We start from the raw sequence: 16,449 nt of genomic DNA on the forward strand, positions 1-16,449 counted from the left end.
AACCCTAAAATCATCTATGATGGCTGCCCTTTTTAAAAAACCGACTAATTTAAAAAGCATTTTTAGTTATTGCTTTTTAGCGCTACTCCTTGTTTGGGCCTGTAAGGAAGAACGTAAAAATCAGAGCAAATCCCCAAGTCTAAAAATCAGTCCAGATAATGCAGGTCTTACCCTTCCTGATGGATTTGGGGTAATAAAAGTGGCTGATTCCTTAGGAAACCCCCGCCATATTGCGGTCAATGCCAACGGAGGCATCTATGCCAAACTAAGGGAACTCGTAGATGGAAACGGCATATGGTATTTAGAAGATACAGATGGTGACGGCGTCGCCGAAACCAAACAAGGCTTTGCCGATTATGGCGGTACGGGCATATATCTTGACAACGATTACCTATACGCTTCGTCAGACGAAGAAATATTTCGGTACAAGCTGGATGCCGGTGGAAAAGTAACCGATACGAAATCACCTGAAACAATTGTCACCGGATTGCTAGCCGGGGGATCCCATGCCACAAAATCATTTACCCTCGACCCCAAAGGCAACATTTACGTGAATATTGGAGCGCCATCCAATGCCTGTCAAGAAGTAGACAGAAAGATAGGTTCCCCTGCCATGATGCCCTGCCCCATTCTTGATTCCGCCGCGGGAATTTGGCAGTTCAGGACCGATAAACTAAAACAATCGTATGGTGAGGGCACCCGATTTGCAACAGGTCTTCGCAATATAGTCGGTCTTGATTGGAACAAAAGCAACGATCATTTATTTGTAGCGCAGCATGGCAGGGATATGCTTCATACTTTATTCCCTGATTTATACGACGCGGAAACCTCGGCCCTATTGCCTGCCGAAACCTTATACATGCTAAATGAGGGAGACGATGCGGGTTGGCCCTATATTTATTACGATCAAATACAACAGAAAAAGATTCTGGCCCCCGAATATGGTGGTGACGGCAAAAAAACGGGTGGAGAAAACACCATTGACCCAGTTATTGCCTTCCCGGGCCACTTGGCCCCAAACGCCGTACTATTTTACACAGGAAACATGTTTCCTGAAAAATACAAAAACGGTGCTTTCATAGCTTTTAGAGGCTCTTGGAACCGCGCCCCGGAACCACAGGCAGGTTATATGGTCGCCTTCGTTCCATTTAAAGACGGCAAACCCAGTGGCGATTGGGAAGTTTTTGCCGATGGATTTGCAGGTGCCGAAAACATAAAATCGCCGAACGATGCGGCGCACCGTCCCACTGGTTTGGCACAGGGACCCGATGGCTCTTTATATGTTTCCGATGACGCAGGGGGCACCATATTTAGAATAGTTTATACCAAAAAATAAAATAATGGAATACAGAAAATTAGGAGAAACAGATTTAACGGTTTCGGCAATAACTTTTGGCGCATGGGCTGCAGGTGGTTGGATGTGGGGTGGAAATGACACCAACGATGCTATCAAAGCCATTCGTAAAGCGTATGACCAAGGCGTAACCTCAATTGACACAGCCCCCATTTATGGGCAGGGTACGAGCGAAGAAGTGGTCGGTGAAGCAATTAAGGGTTTACCGCGCGACAAAGTACAGATCCTAACAAAATTTGGTTTGCGATGGGATTTGGCCAAGGGAAATTTCAAATTCAACAGTGAAGATAACGATGGTAATAAAATAGATATTTACCAGTATGCCGGAAGGGATAGCATAAAAAAAGAGGTTGAAGACAGCCTCAAAAGACTCGGCACCGACTATATTGACCTCTATCAGATTCACTGGCCGGATACGACCACGCCCATTCAGGAAACCTTCGAGACGGTCGCCGAACTAATCAAAGAAGGAAAAGTGCGCTATGCAGGGGTCTGTAATTATAGTGTAGCTCAAATGAAAAAAGCCGAAAAATATGTCAAATTGGCTTCGAACCAAGTACCGTTCAGTATGGTCGACAACGGAATAGAAGAGGAAATTGTTCCGCACTGTATCGCTAACAATAAGTCAATTTTAGCCTATAGCCCATTGCAACGAGGACTGCTAACCGGAAAAATGAAAACTGGCCAGCAGTTCGAGGAAGGGGATCATCGTGCAAGCAATCCTTTTTTTACCGATGAAAGCATCTCCAAAACCAATGCGTTTCTTGACAAAATAAAACCGCTTGCCGAAGAAAAGGGAGCAACTCTGGCACAGCTAGTCTTAAAATGGACAATTGAACGCCCCGGAATCACCATTGCCCTTGCAGGAGCCCGAAATGCGGAACAATCGGTTCAGAATGCCGCAGCTGCAGATTTAAATCTTACATCCGAAGAAATTGCTTTCATCAATGATGAACTTGAAAAAATAAATAAGAAGCTACCCGAGAAAAACCACTAAAGGTTTCAAACTTTGCGCGAAAGGGCTGCCAGAGGCAGCCCTTTCGCGCAAAGTTTGTCCGCTGGCTTCATCAAAAAGTGATAGGAGTTATTAAGCCCCACTTTTTAGCAATCAGTTCTTCTTGACACATCCTTTACGGTATTGTGAAAGCCTGTATTTCAACAAATCAATACTTTCCAACAAATAGCTTGATCAAAATCCTTTTTCATGTCTTAATTTTGCCATGGCAAATACTAAAATGCACCTTATTATGAAAAATGGTTTGCACCGCTTTCTTTATGACTATTTGTTGAAGACTGGGATAAGCGAAGATTTTGCCGCTTATCTCAATACACTACTTTTACTTGTCGGGGCTTTGATTCTAGCAGGAGTGCTCGATTATATTGTTTGGAAAGTGCTTCGGTCCGTATCGGTACGATTGGCCAGAAAATCGAAGAATAATTTCGACAACTTTCTAGTAGCCAATAAAGTACCAAGGTATCTAGCCCATATTCTTCCATTTTTGGTATTGTTTGAGCTTGTTCCCATTGCTTTTTCAGACTTCGATTTTGGCGAGCGCATCGTACTTAAGTTACTTCATATTTTATTTGTGGTTCTGACGCTTTTTGTGGTCAAAAGCATTTTTAGAAGTATCAACGATTACCTTAAGACTCGCCCGAGGTTTAAAGACAAACCCATGGACAGCTATATTCAAGTATTTATGATTTTTGCTTGGATTTTTGGCATGTTGACAATTTTCGCCATTGTAACCGATACGACCATCTGGAGGTTTTTCACTGCACTTGGTGCCGCATCCGCCATTATATTATTGATATTCAAAGATTCCATTCTCGGATTGGTAGCCAGCATTCAGGTCAGTATCAATGATATGGTTCGTATCGGTGATTGGATAACTTTCGACAAATACGGGGCCGACGGCGATGTTAGCGAGATAACCTTGGCAACGGTAAAAGTGCAGAATTTTGATAAGACCATAACTACCATTCCTACCTATGCCTTGATTTCCGATTCATTTCAAAACTGGCGGGGCATGCAAGAGTCAGGGGGAAGGCGTATTAAAAGGGCGCTGATTATTAGCCAAAAAAGCATACGGTTTTTAAACGATGAGGATATCGAATCATTAAAAAAAATTCAGCGTATTACACCGTATATCATCACCAGAAGTGAAAATATAACCAGTTACAATAATGAAAACGGAATAGATAAGAATTTGCTAATAAATGGTCGTAACCTCACCAATATTGGGGTGTTTCGAAAATATGTGGAAACTTACCTAGAAAACCATTCTGCCATTAACAAAGGAATGACGTTGATGACACGGCAACTACCGCCTACGACACAGGGCGTCCCCTTGGAGATTTATGCATTTAGCGCCGATAAGCGTTGGGAGAACTATGAATATGTCATGGCCGATATTTTTGACCATCTTTTGGCGGCACTACCGTATTTTAGCCTTGAGGTTTTTGAATTGCCGGTTTCGTTGTCTACGACCACCGTAAAATAGTTATACCTTGCCGTGCTTTCCAGCCCCCAACCCCATGTAGAGTTTCAAAAATGCAATAATAAAAAGAAAGACCAGTGAATACGCCCAACTTCCGGTAAAGTCAAAAATACTACCAAAAATTAGGGGTCCTGTTGCCGCAATAATATAACCGATAGATTGTGCCATTCCTGACAGTTCAGTGGCAGTGTCCGCATCTTGGGACCTAAGCACAATAAAGAGAAGCGCCAACCCAAACGTTCCCCCTAACACCAGGCCAATAAGTGATACCCATAACGGAACCCAGCCAATTTGTGGAAATAAGAGTCCAGCCAAACCTATAATCTCTATTATAACCAAAAACAAAACGACGGCCCGTTGGTCTCTTTGTCTTCCTGCAAAAATAGGAATGGTCAAAGACCCTAAAATACCCGTTGCCTGTGATAGGGAAAGCATCCAGCCTGAGAATTCGGCATCGAACCCCCGACTCTGTAAAATAGCCGGAAGCCATGCCAATACGACGTAGAATGTCAAAGACTGTAATCCCATAAAGAGCGCGACATTCCATGCCAATCTCGATTGACCAAGGGTCTTCATAGCCTCAAGATAGTTGCGTTTTTGATTGGCTTTTTTTAACCTGCTGAGCTGAGGCAACCAGATCATCAATGCAACGGTGGCAACAATTGCCCATACCCCAAGGGAAAAGCGCCAACCTAATTTATACTCATGTGCCAAGGGAACGCTAATACCAGCGGCCAAGGAAGCCCCAGCGGCCATAAGGCTGGAGTACAAACTTGTTACCAAGCCCGAATTCGCAGCAAAATTGCGTTTGGTCAGACTGGGCAATAGTACGTTCCCAAAGGCAATCGCAATACCAAACAAAAGTGTCCCTAAATATAGCATATACACCCCCCCCAACGAACGAATTACAATACCCGTTACCAACAAAAGCATTGCTCCGAACAACGTGCCACCAATACCGAACCTACGGGTGAACAAAGGCGTTAAAGTTGAAAAAACACCAAACGCCATAAGGGGCAAGGTGGTCAAAAGGCCTAACATAGCGTTTGAAAGACCGGTTGCTTCCCGAATATCACTGATCAACGGTCCAACACCGGCCAGTGCAGGTCGCAAATTGAATGCTATACATAGTATTCCTGCAAGTAATAAAACATTGATGGAACGTTGACCTTTGTTTCCTGATTTTGATTTGGGCATAACGATTCGCCGTTTTGAACATTTCCACTAAAGAACAACGAAAGTAAACAAAGCCAGACAAGAAATGGTCTTAATCATTAATTGGGGGAGAACCTTTTTTTAGGGCTGCCCGGAAATATGTTTAATTTATCGAACACCTAAAAACGCTGACAACCACTTTAAAGCTCCTCTAAAACCAGGAGACAACTTCCTAAGAAAAAATAGTAACTTTAAACTTGTTCATGAAGAAGCAGCCAATACCATATAAATCAGTATTACAGGAACGCACAGCAATGTTTCTTCAGTTCCCGACCCTATTTTTGATTTTTTTAATTTCCGCTTTTCCCTCTCTGGCAAGAGCACAGGTTATAACGGTAAATGGAGCTATCCCCCCTGAAGAAATAGGTCTTGTCCTTATCCATGAACATATAATGGTCGATTGGATCGGAGCGGATAGCACGGGCTACCATCGTTGGAACAAGGATACCATAGTAGAACGTGCATTGCCTTATCTGAAGGCGCTTAAAGAACATGGCGTCACTTCCTTCTTAGACTGTACACCTGCCTATCTCGGTCGTGACCCCTATATTTTAAAAAGATTATCTGATAGTACGGGCATCAACATACTTACCAATACCGGTTATTATGGGTCGGGAAACAACAAATACATTCCTAAAAGCATTAGAAACAACTCTCCTAAAGAAATGGCAGCGCATTGGATTGACGAGTTTCAACACGGAATCGATGGCTCGGGCATCAGGCCGGGCTTTATAAAAATGGCAGTCGAAAATAAAGAAAAGCTTTCTGAAATACACACTAATTTGATAAAGGCAGCCGCGCTTACCCATTTGGAAACCGGTATGACCATTGTTTCGCACACAGGGGAAGATGCCCCTGCCATGGCCCAAATCAAGGTATTAAAAGAAATGGGTGTATCGCCGAAAGCATTCGTCTGGACACATGCGCAAAACGGCTCGGTGGCGGGCTATCTGGAAGCAGCTGGTCAGGGCGCATGGGTTTCATTAGACAACATACATGACCGGCCCACTACTAACGCCAATGACCCCGGAAGTATTGGCTGGTATGTAAAAACACTTTCAGAGCTTAAAGCGTACGGAATATTGAACCATATCCTCATTTCACACGATGCCGGATGGTATAACGTGGGACAAAAGAACGGTGGCGATTACAGAGGCTATACCGATTTATTCGCAAAGTTAATTCCGCGACTTAAAGAAAATGGTTTTACGAAAAAAGACATCGATTTATTGCTAAGGGAGAATCCGAAAAGCGCCTATGCCATTAAAATCAGAAGATTCCTCTAGATCAATAGGTCGTATTGTGCATTAAAATTTACAAAAAAACATGAAAAAAGAGATTATCCTACTGTTATTGTTCACCGGTATACTGACGGCATATCAATGTACTGGACAAGAAACGGTCTCAGATTCCGAATATACTTTTAAAAAGGGGGATCCGAATGGGATTGGAAAATGGTATATGGGACGGGAAATTGCCAATGTCATGGGGTTTCAAGGTATGGAATGGCTGGATCGCCCCGAACGGGAAGGAGAGGAAAACACCAGTAAATTGCTTCTAAATATGGATATTGATGTAGCCGATGATATTGCCGACATTGGGGCCGGATCGGGCTACCATGTATTCAAAATGTCCTCAATGGCCAGAAAGGGACTAATTTATGCCGTTGACATTCAAGATGAAATGCTAGCGGAGCTTCGCAGAAAAAAAGAAAAAGGCAAAATCAAAAATGTAACTATAGTTAAGGGAGGCGATAAAAGCATAAACCTTCCAAAGAATTCAATTGACAAAGTCCTCTTAGTAGACGTATACCACGAGTTTGACTATCCTTTTGAAATGATAGCTTCGATTAAAAACGCCTTGCGCCCCGATGGGAAGCTCTTCTTAATCGAGTACCGCGGTGAAGACGACCAAGTACCCATCAAAAAAGTACATAAAATGACCGAAAAGCAAGCAGTTGCCGAAATGCGGGCGGGCGGCATGCACCTAGAACGTAATATTAACAACCTGCCTTGGCAACATTGTTTGGTTTTTATCAAGAAATGATTTTCATAGCTATTTCGACAAAACGTGTAGTCAACCAATATCAAAGAACCGATTCTTAAGAGTTTTAGAAATTCTCCCACAAAAAACAGAAGAATAAAAATAAAACGATACATTTGTATATGTTATACATAATACATATTTAAATGAAAAATCTAGTAGCTGCCACTTATGCGCCAATGCAACACGATGGCACCCTCAATTTGAAGATAATTGGTCAATACGCTCAATTTTTAAAATCAAAAAAAGTGGCAGGCGCCTTTGTAAACGGTTCAACCGGTGATTTTGTTTCACTGAGTACAAAGGAACGTAAGCAGCTCATCGAAGCTTGGTCGAAGAACAAACCTGAAGATTTCTTTCTAACGAATCATGTGGGTCATACTAACTTAAGGGAGGCCCAAGAATTGGCGGATCATTCAAAAGACCTGGTAGATGCCACATGTGCCCTCCCCCCATCGTATTTCAAACCCAAAACCTTAGAAAGTCTACTGTTTTATTGTAGCGAAATTGCAAAGAAGGCCGCCAATATACCTTTCTATTACTATCACATACCTGTTTTAACAGGTGCCGATTTTCCGATGATCAATTTTTTAAAGATGGCACATCAAACAATCCCCAATTTTGCTGGAATCAAGTATTCTGATTTCAACTCAGTTGATTTCACAAAATGCCTGAACTTTGATAACGGATCTCAAAACATACTTTTTGGAGTTGACGAAAAGCTTATCAAAAGTCTTCCCCTTGGCACAAGTGGTTGGGTAGGCAGTACCTATAACCACTTGGCACCCCTCTACTATGAACTCATTTCTTCTTACCGAAATGGAGATACCGAGAAAGCCGGGCTACTCCAAGAAAAGGCAGTATTCTTCGTCGAAACTATTGACAGAATAGGCGGCTTCAATGGCGGAGGAAAGAGCTTTATGCGCTTGTTCGGTCTTAATATGGGGCCAAGCAGATACCCACATCATACGTTAACCAAAGAACAGTTAAATACTGTGCTTCGTGCACTAGACCAGAAAGAAATGCTACCCTACCTCGGTTTACATTTCCCTATGAACTCTTAACCACACCTAAAGAGAAAAACGTCGTTGAATGTTAAAAACTTATGTTTTGATTTGCATTATGTATAACATAATACTTTTTATACTATCTTGCAGCAGATTTATTATTTAATATTAATTCAAACCAGCAGGATATGAAATTATCTGAAAAAAACTACAGGGTTGATAAACGTCCTCCGAATGCAGGATTGCGTATCAACATTATACAAAGAACAGCTACGCTCTTATTCGTATTCTCAGTGTTCTTTTTTAGCCAAAATACATTCTCCCAAGAGCAACAAATTACAGGTACGGTGGCAGATGCTCAAGGAGTACCCTTGTCCGGGGCTAGTATTGTCATCAAAGGCACAACAACGGGCACACAAACCGATTTTGATGGTAATTACTCAATAATCAGCCGTATCGGCGATGTTTTACTATTCAGCTATCTGGGCTTCAACACACAGGAACATACTGTTTCCGATGAAACCAATATCAATATCATTCTGGTTGAAAATACGGCTATGCTTGACGAAGTTGTGGTTACAGGCTACGGCACACAGACCAGAGCCACATTGACAACATCTGTTTCCAAACTAGATACCCAAATATTAGAGAGCTCCACAAGAGCTAATGCGGCTACCGCATTACAGGGCACGATAGCCGGGCTACGGGTAACCAATACAACTGGGCAGCCGGGAGCAACACCGCAAATCGTTTTAAGAGGAGGGACCAATTTCGATGGAACCGGATCACCATTAATCCTAGTTGACGGCATCCCTAGCTCTTTTTACGCCTTAAACGCCGACGATATCGAATCTATTGAGGTACTAAAGGATGCGGCCGCAACTGCTATTTACGGTGCCAGATCCGCCAATGGAGTTATTCTGGTAACGACCAAATCAGGTAAAGTCGGCAAAACCTCTATTAACTATAGGTATAAATATAGCATGAATGAGGAAAGAAACGACCAACAATATCTCGGTGCCGCCGATTTCATAAACTACAATAGGCAATCTATTGCTTGGTACAGGGAGGCCATCAACAATCCCACCTCTTTTGGTGCCTTTTTAGACGGGGCCAACAGCATGGGCACTGGGGGAAACACTACAGACTCCCCCTTTACCACGCAACTTTTGACCCCCGAAAATAATTACCTATTGAACCAGCCCGGTTGGAACTCCATTCTTGACATCCTAGACCCCGGGCAAACCATTCTGTTCTACGATAATCAAACCGTAGGCGATCGCATTTATCAAAATAGTGTCTCAAAAGATCACTATTTATCCTTCGATGGGGGCAATGAGAAAGGCACCTATTATTTAGGCCTTGGTCTTTTAGATAATGACGGATTAATCTTAGGTTCCGGATTTAAAAGGTACTCCGGTAAATTTTCAGGATCATATAGCATATCGAAAAAGATAAAGGTAAATTCCAACATCCTTTACTCCCATTCTAACTTAAGTCTTAGTCCTTTAGGTGGTGATGACACCGTATTTAGAAGATTTCAAAGTCAAGCACCTACATCTAGAACCTATGACAACAATGCCGATGGCACTTTTTCAACCATTTATGCTGTTGGACAAAACCAAGGTTTTGGTAACCCTCTATATTATCAGGATAAATTCATCAGAAAAAATTTAGAGCAACGTCTATCGGCTTCCGTGGGTATCGACTGGAATATTATAGAAAATCTGATACTCTCTGCCAATGGAAGTCATTTTGCGATAAACAACCATAATGAAAGTTTCGACAGGGCCTATCGAGTAGGTAGTACTTCGGGTCCATTGCGCACCGCTCGTGAAGCTTCCGTAGGTTTGGAAAGAACTTTAAGAAACCAATTGACAGGTACCCTAAATTACACCAAAACTTTTGGTGACCACAATTTCAACGCCTTGATCGGCGCCGAGTACTTTAAGGATAATTATTACGAAACTTTTGCCGGAACAAGAAATTCACCCACAGATTTAATCGAAACCCTAAATGCAGGAGCAGAAGCCAGTGGCATCCCCTCTAGTTTTGAAACGGAATATGTTATTAGCTCCGCTTTCGGCAGGCTGCTCTATGACTACGACAATAGATATCTGCTCGGTTTTACCTTTAGAAATGATGGCTCATCTAGACTTGGAAACAATAAATTCGACTTTTTCCCCGGTGTATCCTTCGGTTGGAACCTGCATAACGAGAGTTTCTTTATTGATTCTCCTATTAATAAAATCATTTCCAGGGTAAAACCAAGAATTAGCTATGGTGTTAACGGCAATCAAGGTGTTTTGAGTAACTATGGTGTCTTCGGCGCCTATGGAAGTCAGGGAGTGTACAACGGTCAGACCGGTTATGCCAACTCAGCCTTACCTACTTTAGATCTTCAATGGGAAAAGTCAACGACATTCAATGCAGGTCTAGACATTTCTTTCTTTAGTGAGCGACTGACGTTTATAACAGACGTATATTCTAGAGACATAAAAGATAAACTAGCTAACCTCACACTACCCTTTTACACGGGCTTTGGCAGCATATTGACCAATAACGGGACTATCAGGAACAAAGGTTTTGAACTTCAAGTCAATGGAGATATTATTAGAAATGAAAATCTCTCTTGGAATGTAGGAGCAACCATCACCTCCAATAAAAACTATGTCACCAAACTTCCTGAGAATGCCAACGACTTAAATCGACAAGACGGACAATTGATCTGGAATTCAAAAACGGGACAGGAAGAATGGGTTGGAGGTTTACAAGAAGGGCAACGAGTTGGCAACGATCTTGTTATCGCTTATGAACAAGACCATATTTATGTCAATCAAACAGAGGCCGATGCCGATAACAATATTCAGGACGACTTCTTACCTGGAGACAAATTCAAACACTTCGCAGGAGATGTCAAATGGGTAGACCAGAATAACGATGGAATCATCAATAGCCTTGACAGAAAGGTCATTGGCCGTACCACACCTGATTTTCTTGGAGGCCTAACGACGAGTTTAAAATACAAGAACCTTAATCTATTCGTTAAAACAGATTTTGCCACAGGACATTTGATTTGGAACCATATTAGAAATAAGGGATACGCACAAACGCAAGGAAATCTGAATCAACCCACAGAAGTTCTAGATTCTTGGACTCCTAACAATACCGATACCGATTGGCCCCGCTTTGTATTTGTGAATGGAACAAAGAATGTATGGAGAGGCAATGAAGGCGCTAGTTCGGGTGATAGCTCAAGTCTCCTAAACGCCGGGAATGACCAATTTTGGGAAAAAGGCGATTATTTAGCCCTTAGAGAAATAACCTTGAGCTACGATGTACCCTCTGAATATTTTAATGACGCCATAAAAAGATTAAATATTTATGTAACAGGTAGCAACTTACATTACTTCAAAAGCTATGCGGGTGAAACACCAGAGGTTGGCGGCGTGCAATACGGGGCATTTCCGGTTCCTAAAACCATTACCATTGGATTAAACTTAACTTTTTAAATTTTACAAGATGAAAAATTATATCTATATAGTAGTGATTGCCATCGCAATAACCTTGGGAGCATGTGAAAGTGAACTTGAACTAGAAAGCCCCAGTGAATTGACAACTGCCGGTTTCTGGGATACCGAAGAAGGGGTGAGAACCGCCCACACTGGACTATACGCAAATTTAAGATCATCGGCTCAAGACCTATGGCTGCTGGGCGAAATCAGAAGTGATATCTGGGGCGGGATTACCTTCGAGTCACCCAATAACGAAACCCTAATTCGGTCTGATATTACAGTGGCGACAGCGCCCTTTGGCGGATGGGCAAACCTATACACAAGAATACACCGAATCAATGATTTCTTGGCAAATGCCCCCAGCGTCAGTTTTATTAATGAGGATGAGAAAAAACATCTTATTGCCCAAGCCTATGGCTTGAGAGCTTTCTATTACTACACACTTCTAAAAACTTGGGGAGAAGTGCCAATTATTTTAGAACCAGTAGGAACCATTGACCCGACAACCTTAACCAAACCAAGATCATCGCAAACCGAGGTAATGAATCAAATCAAGGCTGATATTCAGGCATCACTAGATAATTTTGGTGATGATGGTAGCTTTTGGGAGAGCAATCGAAACTTTTGGTCTAAAGCGGCAACCTTGGCATTAAAAGGGGATGTCTTTATTTGGTCGGGCAATTTACTAGATGGAGGCGCTGCGGATTTTAACGAGGCAAAAGCGGCCTTACAACAAATTGCATCGCTTGGAATAAGTTTAGAGAGCAACATTGCTGATTTATGGGGAGTTGAAAATGAAGCGAACAGCGAATTTATTTTTGCATTACAATATAAACGTGATGAGGCCTCAAATTTCTACAATAACTTGACAGGCCGAAGCACGGAAATCAATCCACAATTTGATGATAGCGGAAACGCTATGATTGACTTTGTTATTGCAGGAGCTAATAGATATGGGCAGTCAGGGAAAACTATAGCACTATTGGATGATAATGACGATTCTCGTAAAGATGCCACGTTCATTCTATTATATTCCGATGACAACGGTGGAACCGGGTATTCCAATTACACCGAGTCCGCATATTTTGGTTCTATATTCAACAAATTTTTAGGTCAAGTTGATGGCACCGAAAGGATATTTGAAAATGATGTACCTATCTACCGGTTTGCTGATGTTCTATTACTTTTGGCAGAGACAAAAAACCTTCTTGGAGAGGACCCCTCGGGTGAAATAAACCAAATTCGCCAACGGGCTTATGGCTCCAATTTCGAGGAAGCCACCCACGGTTATGTCAATAGTTCACAAACAGAAAACACAAATGCCATACTAGACGAACGCTATAAAGAATTTGTCGGTGAAGGTAAAAGATGGTGGGATTTAAGAAGAGCAGGTAACAGTTTTGTATTTGACAACATAGAATTTCTGTCATCTAGTGAAGCATATAAACTAGTATTGCCCATCACTACTGATATGATAGGTCGAAACCCGGCATTAGAACAAACCTCCGGCTATAATTAAATGGAGTTCTGAGTTAGTTGAGGAAAGGCCTTGTTTTTTACAAGGCTTTCTTATTTAGCACCGTTTTTGAAAGCATGATCAAAATGCGGTTCCAAATGCCGGCGCATGGCATTTCTAAAGGTTTCCGGAGTGCCCACTTTCAGATTTTCAAATAACATGCGATGGGTTACGAATTTACCTGTTGAATAATGATAGTCATCAATGCCTGTATTCTTTGTTTCTTTCAGATAGACATAATCAAAAACAGGCAACAATAAGTTCTGAAATTTTAATAATGTGGTATTGTTTGACATTTCGTATAGTTTGCCATGAAATGCAATCTCCTTATCCAGAGAGAACCATATTTTCCCTGCCCCAATAGCTTCTTCAGCGGCAACGATTTCCTCCAGCTCTTCCATATCTTGAGTAGACTTGTGCTCAAAGAGAAAATCAGCCATTCCCATTTCTAAAATCAAGCGCAGTTCAAAGAGCTGCTTTAAAGTATCTTCCCCTAAAAGGGTAGGGTCCATAATACGCTCAAAATTGTTGATAATGTCGGGTTGTTTCAAGATCATGCCCCGATGTTTCCTTGACTCTACCAACCCCAGTGTACGTAAACGGAGAAGCGCTTCTCGCACAACGGTTCTGCTAACACCTAAAGATTCAGCAAATTCAAGCTCTTTGGGTATGGCATCTCCCGCTTTAAGGTTATTCTCTTTAAAAAACGCCAACAAACGTATTTCTACCTTGTCCACGAGGGAACCGGTGTCTACAGGTTCCAACTTTTTGAATTTCTTCATACGTTCGTATTTAACATCGACTAATTCAACTACCTCAGCAACAAAAATACTACTACTTAATTAAATGATAAGCATTCTGGCGTTTTACAATTTGGAAGGACCAATATGCTATATTTATGTCTTTGTCACAAGCGAAGTTAAGATAATTTTGCTTATTTTTGTATTATGTTATACATATTAGATGAAGTACGCAGAAACATATAAGAATTCGTTACTGAACGATATACTTCCTTTTTGGGAGCGCTACTCTTTAGATTCCGTACATGGTGGTTATTTCACCTGCTTAGACCAAACAGGAAAGATATTCGATACCGATAAGTTTACATGGCTTCAAGCAAGACAAGTATGGATGTTTTCGATGCTCTACAATGAAGTGGAGCAAAAAGAATCTTGGCTACAAATTGCAACATCAGGGGCCGATTTCCTAAAAAACAATGCAAGAGATTCAGAAGGGAATTTCTATTTCGCCCTGACAAAAGAAGGAAAACCTCTGGTACAGCCCTATAACATTTTCTCCGATTGCTTTGCCGCCATGGCTTTTGCCCAATATGCCAAAGCCTCAGGAGACGAACGGTTCAGCAAAATCGCAAAGACTACCTATAACAACATTCTGCGACGAAAAGACAATCCTAAAGGAATTTATGAGAAAAGTACGGGCGTACGGACCCTTAAGAATTTTGCTCTCCCCATGATTTTGTCAAATCTGGTGTTGGAACTTTCAGCTATTCTCAAACCCGAAGAAATAGAACAAACACTCGATTTCAGCGTAAATGAAGTTATGGGCGTCTTCTTGGATAACGATTCTGGTCTGATCTATGAGAATGTCATGCAAGATGGTTCGCTACACGACAGTTTTGATGGAAGGCTAATCAACCCAGGACACGGTATCGAAGCCATGTGGTTTATGATCGATATCGGAGTACGGAAAAATAATCAAAACCTTATTCAAAAGGCGACAGACACCATAATCCGCATACTGGAATACGGTTGGGACAAAGAATTTGGCGGTATCTTTTATTTTATGGATGCGCAAGGACATCCGCCCCAACAGTTAGAACACGATCAAAAATTGTGGTGGGTACATTTAGAAACATTGGTCGCATTGGCAAAAGCCCATGAACACCATCCGACAAAGACAATCGCAACTTGGTATCAAAAAGTTCACGACTATACATGGTCCCATTTTCCAGATCCCGAACATGGCGAATGGTTTGGGTACCTAAATCGCCAAGGAGAACCTTCGTCTACGCTAAAAGGCGGAAAATGGAAAGGATGTTTCCATGTTCCGAGAGCGATGTACCAATGTTGGAAATCATTTGAAAAAATAGAAGCTAAATAATAAATAAATACCAATGAAAAAAAATACGCTGTTCATCTTAATAGTGTTTTTCGCTTTATCCGTAAACGCTCAAGACCCTACATATCAAATGGCAGAGGGAATAAAAAGTCATCAGGATCTATTCAATACATCTATGAACGATTCGGTATCCTGTTACCGAATACCTGCCCTTGTTACAGCGCCCAATGGCGATCTTATTGCTGCAATCGATGAAAGGGTTCCTTCATGTAACGACCTTAGGGGTAGTGATGATATAAACATCGTTATCCGCAGAAGCGACAATAACGGAAAAACCTGGGGACCGATCGAGACGGTCATTGATTTTCCTATAGGTCAGTCCGCATCCGATCCGTCTATGATCGTTGACGAAATTACCAAAGAAATTTTCTTGTTCTATAATTTTATGAACTTAAATACAGAAAAGGACATCTACTACCTGCATGTGATGAAAAGTTCCGACAATGGAAAAACTTGGAGCGAACCAAAAGACATTACATCGCAAATTGCCAAACCCGAATGGCATAAAGACTTTAAGTTCATAACCTCTGGCAGGGGCATTCAGACCAGTACGGGAAAGCTCTTGCACTGTATGGCCAACTTGACTAGCGGTATGCATGTATTCGGAAGTGATGACCATGGCAAGACCTGGTTTCTAATCGACACCCCAATATCTCCCGCCGATGAATCAAAAATCGTCGAATTGGCCGATGGAAGTTGGATGATCAATTCTCGTGCAAACAAAAAAGGGCTACGCTATATTCACACATCGACGGACGAGGGAAAAACTTGGGTCACCAAACCAGACCCGACCCTTATCGACCCAAGTTGCAATGCCAGTATCATTAGATATACCGCCATTGAAGATGGCTTTAAAAAGAATCGATTGTTATTTTCCAATGCCAAAACAACAAAAGGACGCACCAATCTGACGATTCGTGTTAGCTATGATGAGGGAAAAACATGGACCGATGGCAAAACAATTTATAAAGGTCCTTCGGCCTACTCATCGTTGACCGTCTTAAAAAACGGAGATATCGGCGTATTTTTTGAAAAAGATGAATACACAAAAAACGAGTTTGCAAGCTTGTCACTAAAATGGTTGACCGACAAAAAAGACAGTTACAAGAAACCTAAGAAAAGAAAATAGTCGCTGTTACGCCACATTAAGACCAAAAATACA

12 protein-coding genes are annotated in these 16,449 nt (G+C 41.8%); 10 read left to right on the forward strand and 2 right to left on the reverse strand.

All coding sequences use genetic code 11. The features are described from left to right. Positions 1–16 precede the first annotated feature (16 nt). The 3 genes from AACZ88_RS04140 to AACZ88_RS04150 all read left to right on the forward strand — a co-directional run bounded on the left by AACZ88_RS04140 (position 17) and on the right by AACZ88_RS04150 (position 3,855). On the forward strand, positions 17–1,336 hold the full coding sequence (locus AACZ88_RS04140; RefSeq protein ID WP_339706632.1) for a PQQ-dependent sugar dehydrogenase: 1,320 nt from the start codon (positions 17–19) through the stop codon (positions 1,334–1,336). Between the two features lie 4 nt (positions 1,337–1,340). Further along, positions 1,341–2,351 carry an aldo/keto reductase gene (locus AACZ88_RS04145; RefSeq protein ID WP_339706635.1) on the forward strand — a complete coding sequence of 337 codons (1,011 nt, stop codon included), beginning with the start codon at positions 1,341–1,343 and terminating at the stop codon, positions 2,349–2,351. A 250-nt stretch (positions 2,352–2,601) separates the two neighbouring features. After that, a complete protein-coding gene (locus AACZ88_RS04150; RefSeq protein WP_339706638.1) occupies positions 2,602–3,855 on the forward strand; it encodes a mechanosensitive ion channel domain-containing protein in 1,254 nt (417 codons plus the stop codon). Here AACZ88_RS04150 and AACZ88_RS04155 read toward each other — a convergent pair whose 3' ends face one another. Then, positions 3,856–5,049: an MFS transporter gene (locus AACZ88_RS04155; protein ID WP_339706641.1), complete on the reverse strand. Its 1,194-nt coding sequence runs from the start codon at positions 5,047–5,049 to the stop codon at positions 3,856–3,858. It lies immediately after the preceding gene. A 221-nt stretch (positions 5,050–5,270) separates the two neighbouring features. On the opposite strand from AACZ88_RS04155, the gene AACZ88_RS04160 reads away from it, so the two are divergent. The 5 genes from AACZ88_RS04160 (at position 5,271) to AACZ88_RS04180 (ending at position 13,151) form a co-directional block, all read left to right on the forward strand. After that, complete coding sequence (locus tag AACZ88_RS04160) at positions 5,271–6,353, forward strand: phosphotriesterase (protein ID WP_339706644.1); 1,083 nt, start codon at positions 5,271–5,273, stop codon at positions 6,351–6,353. Positions 6,354–6,393: 40 nt separating this feature from the next. After that, on the forward strand, positions 6,394–7,113 hold the full coding sequence (locus tag AACZ88_RS04165; protein ID WP_339706647.1) for a class I SAM-dependent methyltransferase: 720 nt from the start codon (positions 6,394–6,396) through the stop codon (positions 7,111–7,113). Between the two features lie 143 nt (positions 7,114–7,256). Next, on the forward strand, positions 7,257–8,174 hold the full coding sequence (locus tag AACZ88_RS04170; protein ID WP_339706650.1) for a dihydrodipicolinate synthase family protein: 918 nt from the start codon (positions 7,257–7,259) through the stop codon (positions 8,172–8,174). A 131-nt stretch (positions 8,175–8,305) separates the two neighbouring features. Then, positions 8,306–11,629, forward strand: a complete 3,324-nt coding sequence (locus AACZ88_RS04175) for a TonB-dependent receptor (protein WP_339706653.1) — start codon at positions 8,306–8,308, stop codon at positions 11,627–11,629. 10 nt (positions 11,630–11,639) lie between these two features. Next, a complete protein-coding gene (locus AACZ88_RS04180; RefSeq protein WP_339706656.1) occupies positions 11,640–13,151 on the forward strand; it encodes a RagB/SusD family nutrient uptake outer membrane protein in 1,512 nt (503 codons plus the stop codon). A 50-nt stretch (positions 13,152–13,201) separates the two neighbouring features. Here AACZ88_RS04180 and AACZ88_RS04185 read toward each other — a convergent pair whose 3' ends face one another. After that, positions 13,202–13,930, reverse strand: a complete 729-nt coding sequence (locus AACZ88_RS04185) for an FCD domain-containing protein (RefSeq protein ID WP_339706659.1) — start codon at positions 13,928–13,930, stop codon at positions 13,202–13,204. A 181-nt stretch (positions 13,931–14,111) separates the two neighbouring features. Here AACZ88_RS04185 and AACZ88_RS04190 point away from each other — a divergent pair, with 181 nt between their 5' ends. Both AACZ88_RS04190 and AACZ88_RS04195 read left to right on the forward strand, forming a co-directional pair. Then, a complete protein-coding gene (locus AACZ88_RS04190) occupies positions 14,112–15,269 on the forward strand; it encodes an AGE family epimerase/isomerase (RefSeq protein WP_339706662.1) in 1,158 nt (385 codons plus the stop codon). 13 nt (positions 15,270–15,282) lie between these two features. Further along, positions 15,283–16,416: a sialidase family protein gene (locus tag AACZ88_RS04195; protein WP_339706665.1), complete on the forward strand. Its 1,134-nt coding sequence runs from the start codon at positions 15,283–15,285 to the stop codon at positions 16,414–16,416. The last annotated feature ends 33 nt before the right edge of the window (positions 16,417–16,449 follow it).

The sequence above is a fragment of the uncultured Kriegella sp. genome, assembly GCF_963975415.1.
GTDB lineage: Bacteria > Bacteroidota > Bacteroidia > Flavobacteriales > Flavobacteriaceae > Kriegella.